Source organism: Rhizomicrobium electricum (assembly GCF_011762045.1).
GTDB classification, from domain to species: domain Bacteria; phylum Pseudomonadota; class Alphaproteobacteria; order Micropepsales; family Micropepsaceae; genus Rhizomicrobium; species Rhizomicrobium electricum.
Map to the genome: position 1 here is coordinate 516359 of NZ_JAASQS010000004.1, position 8117 is coordinate 524475.

Here is an 8117-nt window from a genome sequence, read left to right on the forward strand (position 1 = left end):
CGGAGGGGGGAGTGTCGCGGGCGTTGCCTCCCTCGTCATTATCTCGAACAGTAATTACTCCCCCCTCCGTCGCGCAGATCTCGCCGCGCGCCACCTCCCCCGCTATTTCACCAAGGTGCGGTGCGGGTTGTTGACCCCCGCGGGGGAGGAAAGCCATATGCGTATCGGCGTAACCTACGATCTGAAATCCGACTATCTCGCCCAAGGCTGGAGCGAAGAAGACGCTGCCGAGTTCGACAGCGAACGCACCATCGCTGCCATTTGCGAAGCGCTCGTCGCGCTGGGTCTCGAGCCGGTGCGGATCGGGACGGTGAAACGTCTGGCCGAACGGCTGGTGGCGGGCGAGCGCTGGGACGGCGTCTTCAATTTCTGCGAAGGCGTGAAGGGGCTAGCGCGCGAGGCCCAGGTGCCGGCGCTGCTTGAGGCCTACGACATTCCCTACGTCTTCTCCGACACGCTGACGCTGGCGGTCAGCCTCGACAAGGCGATGTGCAAGCGCATCGTGCGCGATGCCGGGGTGCCGACGCCGGACTTCGCGGTGATCGAAACGCCCGCCGACGCCGACCACATCGACCTTCCCTATCCGCTGTTCCTGAAACCGGTGGCGGAAGGCTCGGGCAAGGGCGTCGACCGCAATTCGCGGGTGGAGGATGCTGCCGGGCTCAAAGCGGTGGCCGCCGATCTTCTGAAACGGTTTGCTCAGCCGGTACTGGTCGAGACCTTCCTGCCCGGTCGCGAATTCACCGTCGGCATTACCGGCACCGGCGCCGATGCCGAAGTGCTGGGCGTTACCGAAATCGTGCCGCTCGCCGGCTATGTCGGGGCCGGGTATGGCTATGAGAACAAGCAGGAAGAGTGGGAAGACAAGCTGGCCATCGAGTTGGCGCCGCCCGAATTTGCCGATGCCGCCGGCAAGGTCGCGCTGAAGGCGTGGCGGGCGCTGCGCTGCCGCGATGGCGGGCGGATCGATGTGCGCTGCGATGCGTCGGGCCGGCCGCAATTCATCGAGGTCAATCCGCTCGCCGGATTGAATCCCGGCTTTTCCGATCTCTGTCTGATCGCAGAGTTCAAAGGCATCAGCTACAACGACCTGATCGGCCGCTTCATGGCGTCGTTCTTCAAACGCAACCCACAGCTCGCATCATGAAAGTTCTGGTCCTTCATTCCGACGTGCCGCCCGACGCTCCGCCGGAAGACCAGGACACGCTGATTGCCGCCAGCGCCATTGCCGAGGCGCTCGTTTCCCGCGGCCACACGGCGCCGCTGGCGGCGTACGTCAACGATCGCGAAGCCTTGCGCAAACTGGTGACGCCGCATCGCCCCGACGTCGTGTTCAATCTGGTCGAAGGGATCGAAGGCGAGGGGCGGCTGGCGTATCTGGCGCCGCAGATGCTGGCCGAGATCGGGGTGCCGTTCACCGGCGCCGGAGCGCGCTCGCTCGTCATTACCGGCGACAAGCCGCGCACCAAGACGATGCTGCGCGACGCCGGTCTGCCGACGCCGGCCTGGGCCGAGCCGCCGCATTGGAACGGACTTGGCGCCGGCCGCTGGATCGTCAAATGCGCCGACGAGGACGCGTCGGTCGGCCTCGACGACGGTGCGGTGGTCGAAGCCCCCGAGGTGGAGGCGCGCGCGGCGGCGTCTGCGGCCAGGTTCGGCGGGCGCTGGTTCGCCGAGGAATTCATCGACGGGCGCGAATTCAACATCGCGATGGTCGAACAGAACGGCGAGCCGCACGTGTTGCCGATGGCCGAGATGATGTTCGTCGGCTGGCCGGTCGAGCGGCCGCGCATCGTCGGCTACAACGCCAAATGGGACGACGCCTCGTTCGAATCCGTGAAGACGGTGCGCCGCTTCGGAGTCGAATATCGCGAACCGGCGCTGGCGCGCGAACTGCGCTTCTTGTGCGAGGAATGCTGGCACCTGTTTTCCTGCCGCGGCACTGCTCGGGTCGATTTCCGTGTCGACGGTGACGGGCGTGCGCTGATCCTCGAGATCAATCCCAACCCCGGCATCGCGCCCGATGCGGGTCTGATCGCGGCCGCGAATGAAGCCGGTCTTTCCTATGCCGATCTGGTCGAAGGCATCGTCAAGGAAGCGGTGCGATGATTGCGCTGTCGCGCGCTTATGCCTGCGGGCTCGGCGCGCCGACGATCGACCGTGTCGACGAGCGGATTTTCGCGCTGCGCTATTTCGCGGCGTGCATGGATTGCGGTTTCTGCGCCGACCAATGCTGTTCCTACGGCGTCGACATCGATGCGGCCAACATCAATGCCTTGCGCGGCTTGGGATCGGACTTCGCAGCGTTCGTGGGTGTGCCGCCGGCGGACTGGCTCACCGGCGAACTGGTGTCCGACCCCGAATTTCCGTCGGGCGCCTACGGCCGGACCGCCACGCGTAATGGCCAATGCGTGTTCGCGGATTCGAGCGCCCGCGGCTGCCGTATTCATGCGTGGTGCTTGCGTCAGGGGCTCGATTACCACCGCTTCAAGCCGCTGGTCTCGATCCTGTTTCCGGTGACGTTCGAATACGGCGCCCTGGTGCCGTCGCCGGAAACGCTCGACCGGACGCTGGTCTGCAGCGGCGAGGGCGCGACCCTCTACGAAGGCGTGCGCAACGAGTTGCGGTACTACTTCGGAGACGCGTTCATCGCCGAACTCGATGGGCTAGCCGGATTTTCTACCCAGAGATGTTCTGCCGCAGGCCCGATTGAGCGTTTCCTGCCCCGTTAACCGGAAGGCGGCGCTAAGCTTCCAATGAAAACATTGAGGGGCTTGTCCATGCGTTTTGTCTCTATTGCGAGTCTTGCCGCCGTAGCCATCGCCCTGGTCGGCGTACCGGCAGCTGCCGAAAGCGCACCCGATACGATCCTGCGCATCTGCAAGAGCGAAGATCTCCTGATGCACGCCAAGAGCTTCAAGATCACGCCGGATTATCTCGCGGCCATCTGCCCCTGCATCGTCGATCAGGTCAAAGCGAAGGCCAAGCCCGCCGAACAGCAAGCCCTCGCCGCAGCGCTGCAACAGCCGCCGGAGCAGCGCAAGAAGTCCATGATGAACGGCAAGGACCGCAATCTGGCGATGGGAACGCGCGCGTTCCTGGAAGGCCAGATGGTCTGCGCCAAGAAATTCCCGCCGAAGAAGTGACGGGCGGCTTGGCGGTCGAATTTGTCCATCGGCGCGAGACCGTTCTCGTTGCCGATGGGCTGCGGCCCGTCCACCAAACTCGTCGCGTCTGTGCTAGACTCGCCTGGGTTCTTCATGGGGGAATAGCATGGAGCCGAACCGCCTTCCGGTGACCGATTTTACCAAGCTCGAGCCGGGCTGCTGCTGTCCTGCTTTCGATCCCGCGCCGTGGGACAATCTCGACCTGCATTTCCGCGACCGCCGCTTCGTGCGGGCGACGACGCATAGCGTGATGCACATTCCGCTCGACATGGGTCCGGTGTTCGGACGCACCTGGGAGGCGATCAAGGCCGCCGGTGCCGACGACCCCGAGTTCATCATCCTGTCGAACGATTCCTCGGCGTGGCGCGGCGAGCACTTCTTCACCGTGACCAAAGACGTGCCCGGCCTCGAGAACGTTACGCTCACGGGCGATTTCGTCACCCGCGTATTCGAAGGCCCTTATCGCGACGCCTATGTCTGGGTCGGCGAAATGCGTTCCGACATCGAAGACATGGGCCGCAAGATGGGCCGCCTGTTCTTCTACTACACCACCTGTCCCAAGTGCGCCGAGAAGCGCGGCAAGAACTATGTCGTGGGCATCGGCGAGGTTCTGTAGCCGTCACACATTGAGATAGCCCACCGGCTCGAGATTGTCCTCGATGCTGAGGACTTTCAGCGTGCGGCGGTTGCCGTGGCGGTCTTCCCAGTCCGCGCTCTGGCCGACATGCAGGCCCATCAGCGCCGCTCCGACCGGCGAATAAACCGAGATGCGGCCGCGTTCGGGATCGACATCTTGCGGCAGCACTATACGCACGCGCCGCGTCCGCCCGGTTTTCTGGTCGTGATAGAGCACAGCCTCGCCGAGATTGACGATGCCGTGGTCGCCGGGCGGCTGGCGCAGCACGATCCGGGGATCGGCATCGCGGGATGAAACGGGCGGCAGGGTGGTGATGGTCTTCATCGCATGTCTCCTCACGCGCATGCCAAGGGCAGCGCGGCGGTCTGATTGTGTCGGAGAGGGTGGTTCCCGGACGCTGCAGGCGTGGCCCGTCCGGGCCTATTCGCCTTTAGCCAAGCGTCCGGCGCGATGAGCGGATTTGTGAAGCAGTGCCGTCATGCTTCAGAGTTAGGCAGCACGACGCCGGTTTTCAACCTGCGACAGGATGAAAACGCGGCAACAATGCGAAATTTCGTATGTTGTCTCAATCAACGTAAGGTCGTGCCGCCCGCGCGCGTGTTGAACGCATCGGGCGGCCCGGCATTACGGTGTCAGAATTCGGTCCAGTCGCCGGCGTCCGCCGCGGGAACGGACCTGCCGCCGCCCGCTGCCGCACGCTTGACCGCCGCGGGTTTGCGTGCCGGCCGTGCCGCCGGAGCCGCGGGCCGCTTTGCGCTGGCGAACTGCGTCGCCGTGTTTTCGCCGACCGAGAAGAAGCCGATCATCTCGGCGAGTTGGCCGGTTTCGCCCGTCAGATTGCGGGCGGCGGCCGTCGATTGCTCGACCATGGCGGCGTTCTGCTGCGTGACCTGATCCATCTGCGCCACGGCGGCGTTGACCTGTTCGATGCCGCTGGCCTGCTGTTCGGCGGCCTGGGCCATTTCGCCCACCAGGGCGTTGATCTGCAGCACCTGATCGACGATGCGCTTCAAGGCCTGACCGGTTTCGCCGACATATTTGACGCCGTCGCTGACATGCCCGCTCGAGGTGTTGATCAGCGCTTTGATCTGTTTGGCCGCTTCCGACGAACGCTGCGCCAAGGCGCGCACTTCGCTCGCGACGACCGCGAAGCCCTTGCCGGCATCGCCGGCGCGCGCCGCTTCGACGCCGGCGTTCAAGGCGAGCAGGTTGGTCTGGAAGGCGATCTCATCGATGACGCCGATGATGTCGGTGATCTGCTTGGACGACTGGGCGATGGCGTCCATCGCCTTGACCGCGGTTTCGACCACGCGTCCGCCGCTTTCGGCCGCATTCTTCGCGCCCGCCACGCTCTGCGAGGCTTCCTTGGCGTTGGTGGCCGTCTGTTTGACGGTGGCGGTGATTTCTTCCAGCGCCGCAGCGGTTTCTTCGAGGCTGGCGGCCTGCTGCTCGGTGCGGCGCGACAGATCGTCGGAAGCGCTGCCGATTTCTCCGGCGGCACTGGCGATGGTGTGCGTGCTGGTGGCGACGCGGCTGAGCGCCTCCTGCAGCGCTTCGCCCGCTCTGTTGAAATCGGTCCGGATCTTTTCGAGGTCTGCCGGGAAACTCGTGGTGATGCGCCGTTCCAGCTTGCCACCGGCGAGATCGGACAGCGCATCGCCGACGGCGTGGACCGCGTTCACCCGCGCGGTGATGTCGGTGGAGATCTTCACGACCTTTTCGACGCGCCCGTCGGCGCCGCGCACCGGGTTATAGGTCGCCTGAATCCAGACGCGCCGTCCGCCCTTGCCGATGCGCAGATACTGCTGCGCGTCGAACTCGCCGCGGCGAAGCTTATCCCAGAACGCGCGGTATTCGGGACTCTGTGCGTAGGCCGGTTCGACAAACAGGCTATGGTGCTGGCCGACGATCTCGCCCGCGGTATAGCCAAGCGCGTTGCAGAAGTTCGCATTGGCGCGGAGAATTTTGCCCTCCGGCGTGAATTCGATGATCGCAAGGGATTTGTCGAGCGCATCCAATACGGCTTGCGCAGAGTTATCGCGGCGCTGGAAAAGCATTTGTTCTCTCTCGGCAGGATCGGAAGATTGGAACTGTTCCACAAGGGAGCGTCTGCCGTCAGAGTTTTGGCCGGTTACGATGAAGAAGCCGTAAAGTTGGTACGTGTTTTCACTAAGTTTGCCGCGACTTTTGCGATAAAGCGCGTGGCCGAAACAACCCTTCGGTGAAAACTTCGCAGGCCTACGTCATCTGCTCGTTCGGGATCTCGACGCGGTGACGGTATTCGCGCCATGCGATCAATAGACCCGAGGCAATCACCACGCCAGCGCCGGTGAGCACCATCGCCTCCGGCCGCTCGCCGAGCACGAACCAGCCGAGCAGCATGGCCCAGACCATGGCGGTGTAGTCGAACGGCGCCAGCAGCGAGGGTTCGCCATAGCGGTAGGAATAGGTCATCAGTACCTGTCCCATGCCGCCGAACAGGCCGCAGCTCACCAGCCAGCCGATCTGGGTCCAGGAGAGCGGCACGCGGTCGAACGCCATCACCACCAGACCGGTCACGGCGCAGGCGCTCATAAAATAGAACACGATGGCTTCCGAGCGCTCGGTGGTCGACATCTGCCGGATCCACACCACGATGAACGCCGACAACAGCGTGAAGGCGAGGGCGTAGAACACGCCCTTCGACGGCTTCAGCGCCAACAGCGCGTCGAGCCCGCCGTGGGGCTCCATCATCAGCAATACGCCGGCGAAGCCGATGATCACCGCCGCCCAGCGCCACGGACCGGCATGCTCCTTGAGCATGATCGCCGCCAACACCACCGCGAAGATCGGCTGCATGAAGCCGAACGCCGTGACGGTGACGAGCGGCAACAGCGCCAGCGCCGTGAAGTTGGTGAACATCGCGGCCACGCCCACCGCGCCGCGCACCACGTGCACCAGCGGCCGCTCGGTCCGGATCGCCGCGCGCGGCCCCACCGTGAAGCAGGTCCAGAGGAAGAGCGGCAGCAGCGCGAAGAAACCGCGATAGAACACGACCTGGCCGATCGGCACCGGCCCGGCCAGCTTGATCGCGGCGTACATGACGGAGAAGGCGAGCGACTGCGCCAGCTTGAGCGCGATCGCCAGCGCGTTGTTTCTCAAAGCCAGCCTTTACGCTTGAACCAGATGTAGGGAACCACGGCAGAGATGACCATGATGGCCCAGGCGAGCGGATAGCCCCAAACCTCGCTGAGTTCCGGCATGTGCTGGAAGTTCATGCCCCAGACCGAGGCGAACAGGGTCGGCGGCAGGAACACCATCGCGGCGACCGACATGATCTTGATGATGTTGTTCTGGTCGATGTTGATGAGGCCGAGCGTGGCGTCGAGCAGGTACGACAAGCGGCTGGTGAGATAGTTGAGGTGGTCCTGCAGCGAGTTCACGTCGCGCGTCAGCGTCTTGACGTGCGGGATGGTGTCCTTGTTCGGCATGGTGTCGAGGGCCTGCTGCAGGAACGCCAGCATGCGCGAGATGGTGAGCAGGCTTTCGCGGATCTTGCCGGCCAGATCGTGCTTGCGGCCGAGGGCGCGCAATACGTCCTGGAATTCGCGGGACGTGATTGGGTGCTGGGTGTTGTCGGGATCGAAGATATCGCGGCTGATGAGTTCGATCTCGGTCGAGGCGCGTTCCTGAATGTCGGCGAGCCGGTCGATGATGACGTCGAGCAGGTCGAGCAGCACGTTCTCGGCCTTGGTGGCGGGAACGGTGCCGCGACGGCAGCGGGCTTCGAAGGTCCGGAAGGGCTGCGGCTCGGTATAGCGGATGGTGATGAGGGTGTTGCGGACCAGGGCAAAGGTCACCACGCCTGCGACCGGGCTTTCGGTGCCGGAATTGGCCAGCACCAGGGCGGTCATGTAGAGCGCGCCGTTCTCGGCATACAGCCGCGATGACACCTCGATCTCTTCCATGTCGGCGCGGGTCGGCAGGTCGAGGCCGAGGGTGTTGTTGACGGCCTGGCGTTCTTCGGGGGTCGGATCGAACAAGTCGATCCACAGCGCCTCACGGGGAACATCCGCGCTGTCCACATCCGGAACAATTCTGAGGCCGCCGTTCAGCGGCAGGTAGGTCTTCAGCATCGGACGGTGTCCGGAACGGAAATTGGGATGGGACTACCTTGTAACTTGAAGTCCCGCAGATCGGTTAAGCTGACCGGCGCGGTGGCGGACGGAAGATCGTGTCCACCTGGGGCCTCAAGAGCCCGTGGGGAGCTTGGTCGTCCGTCCGCCGTTCCATCGAACCCGAACAGTCGCTTGGGCCGCAAGAAGCGCAGCTCG

9 protein-coding genes are annotated in these 8117 nt (G+C 64.2%); 5 read left to right on the forward strand and 4 right to left on the reverse strand.

Translation table 11 applies throughout. The features are described from left to right. Nucleotides 1–157: 157 nt before the first annotated feature. The 5 genes from FHS84_RS10505 (at nt 158) to FHS84_RS10525 (ending at nt 3783) form a co-directional block, all read left to right on the forward strand. Nucleotides 158–1147, forward strand: a complete 990-nt coding sequence (locus tag FHS84_RS10505; protein WP_166933841.1) for a D-alanine--D-alanine ligase family protein — start codon at nt 158–160, stop codon at nt 1145–1147. Continuing rightward, the gene (locus tag FHS84_RS10510) at nt 1144–2109 is read left to right on the forward strand and encodes a D-alanine--D-alanine ligase family protein (RefSeq protein ID WP_166933843.1); all 966 of its coding nucleotides are present in this window, start codon (nt 1144–1146) and stop codon (nt 2107–2109) included. The genes FHS84_RS10505 and FHS84_RS10510 overlap by 4 nt, the downstream gene beginning before the upstream one ends. Further along, complete coding sequence (locus tag FHS84_RS10515) at nt 2106–2732, forward strand: hypothetical protein (protein WP_166933845.1); 627 nt, start codon at nt 2106–2108, stop codon at nt 2730–2732. Before FHS84_RS10510 ends, FHS84_RS10515 begins: the two co-directional genes overlap by 4 nt. A 48-nt stretch (nt 2733–2780) precedes the next feature. Continuing rightward, entirely contained in the window at nt 2781–3146 is a 366-nt protein-coding gene (locus FHS84_RS10520) for a hypothetical protein (RefSeq protein ID WP_166933847.1), read from the forward strand. A 127-nt stretch (nt 3147–3273) separates the two neighbouring features. After that, nucleotides 3274–3783 (forward strand): hydrolase, encoded by a 510-nt coding sequence (locus FHS84_RS10525; RefSeq protein WP_166933849.1) that lies wholly within the window; start codon nt 3274–3276, stop codon nt 3781–3783. Nucleotides 3784–3786: 3 nt separating this feature from the next. Here the strand turns inward: FHS84_RS10525 and FHS84_RS10530 are convergent, their stop codons facing one another. The 4 genes from FHS84_RS10530 to FHS84_RS10545 all read right to left on the reverse strand — a co-directional run bounded on the left by FHS84_RS10530 (nt 3787) and on the right by FHS84_RS10545 (nt 7919). Further along, a complete protein-coding gene (locus tag FHS84_RS10530) occupies nt 3787–4128 on the reverse strand; it encodes a GreA/GreB family elongation factor (RefSeq protein ID WP_166933851.1) in 342 nt (113 codons plus the stop codon). Nucleotides 4129–4436: 308 nt separating this feature from the next. After that, nucleotides 4437–5861 (reverse strand): methyl-accepting chemotaxis protein, encoded by a 1425-nt coding sequence (locus FHS84_RS10535; RefSeq protein WP_166933853.1) that lies wholly within the window; start codon nt 5859–5861, stop codon nt 4437–4439. A gap of 181 nt (nt 5862–6042) precedes the next feature. Next, nucleotides 6043–6945, reverse strand: coding sequence for a DMT family transporter (locus FHS84_RS10540; RefSeq protein WP_166933855.1), 903 nt, complete (start codon nt 6943–6945; stop codon nt 6043–6045). Beyond that, on the reverse strand, nt 6942–7919 hold the full coding sequence (locus tag FHS84_RS10545) for a magnesium transporter CorA family protein (protein WP_166933857.1): 978 nt from the start codon (nt 7917–7919) through the stop codon (nt 6942–6944). Before FHS84_RS10545 ends, FHS84_RS10540 begins: the two co-directional genes overlap by 4 nt. Nucleotides 7920–8117: the final 198 nt, after the last annotated feature.

Excerpts from the sequence above, each read along its gene's own strand:
- FHS84_RS10505 (WP_166933841.1), top strand. The coding sequence starts at position 158 with ATGCGTATCGGCGTAACCTACGATCTGAAATCCGACTATCTCGCCCAA.
- FHS84_RS10510 (WP_166933843.1), top strand. The coding sequence starts at position 1,144 with ATGAAAGTTCTGGTCCTTCATTCCGACGTGCCGCCCGACGCTCCGCCG.
- FHS84_RS10515 (WP_166933845.1), top strand. The coding sequence starts at position 2,106 with ATGATTGCGCTGTCGCGCGCTTATGCCTGCGGGCTCGGCGCGCCGACG.
- FHS84_RS10520 (WP_166933847.1), top strand. The coding sequence starts at position 2,781 with ATGCGTTTTGTCTCTATTGCGAGTCTTGCCGCCGTAGCCATCGCCCTG.
- FHS84_RS10525 (WP_166933849.1), top strand. The coding sequence starts at position 3,274 with ATGGAGCCGAACCGCCTTCCGGTGACCGATTTTACCAAGCTCGAGCCG.
- FHS84_RS10530 (WP_166933851.1), bottom strand. The coding sequence starts at position 4,128 with ATGAAGACCATCACCACCCTGCCGCCCGTTTCATCCCGCGATGCCGAT.
- FHS84_RS10535 (WP_166933853.1), bottom strand. The coding sequence starts at position 5,861 with ATGCTTTTCCAGCGCCGCGATAACTCTGCGCAAGCCGTATTGGATGCG.
- FHS84_RS10545 (WP_166933857.1), bottom strand. The coding sequence starts at position 7,919 with ATGCTGAAGACCTACCTGCCGCTGAACGGCGGCCTCAGAATTGTTCCG.